The sequence below is a fragment of the Neisseria sp. P0021.S007 genome (genome assembly GCF_051956855.1).
Window position 1 is genome coordinate 1 of sequence record NZ_JBQCXA010001689.1, and the last position, 446, is coordinate 446.

Consider the following 446-nt stretch of genomic DNA (forward strand, 5'->3'; position numbering starts at 1 on the left):
GTGGCTTCGGTCTGCGCTTCAGCGATTTTGTCGGGCATATATTTGAGGGCGTAATCAATCAGGCCGTCTGAAGGCAGATGACCGCGAACAATCGCCCAATAAGTTTTTTCGATGGTTTTGTTTTCAAACTGCTGCGTCAATAACCGTGCGGCTTCCGTATCGAGGGCAAACAGCAAGACGCCGGAAGTCGGACGGTCGAGGCGGTGGACGGGATAGACGTGCTGTCCGATTTGGTCGCGCAGGGTCTGCACGGCAAAACGGGTTTCGTGTTTGTCTAACCAGCTTCGGTGCACCAGCATTCCGGCAGGTTTGTTGACGGCGATGGTGCGGCTGTCGCGGTGGATAATATCTAGCATGGCGGAGCAGTGAAAATAAAAGCAGATATTGTAACGGGCTTTTGAAAATGTAGCAGGCACACTTGCCGCCGAAACCCAACTTTCAGACGG

At 53.1% G+C, this 446-nt stretch carries 1 protein-coding gene; it reads right to left on the reverse strand.

Going from position 1 to position 446, the window contains the following annotated elements; translation table 11 throughout:
- A partial coding sequence (locus ACTHUR_RS20930; RefSeq protein WP_440400732.1) for a pseudouridine synthase occupies positions 1–356 on the reverse strand: 356 nt, incomplete at its 3' end.
- Positions 357–446 lie beyond the last annotated feature (90 nt).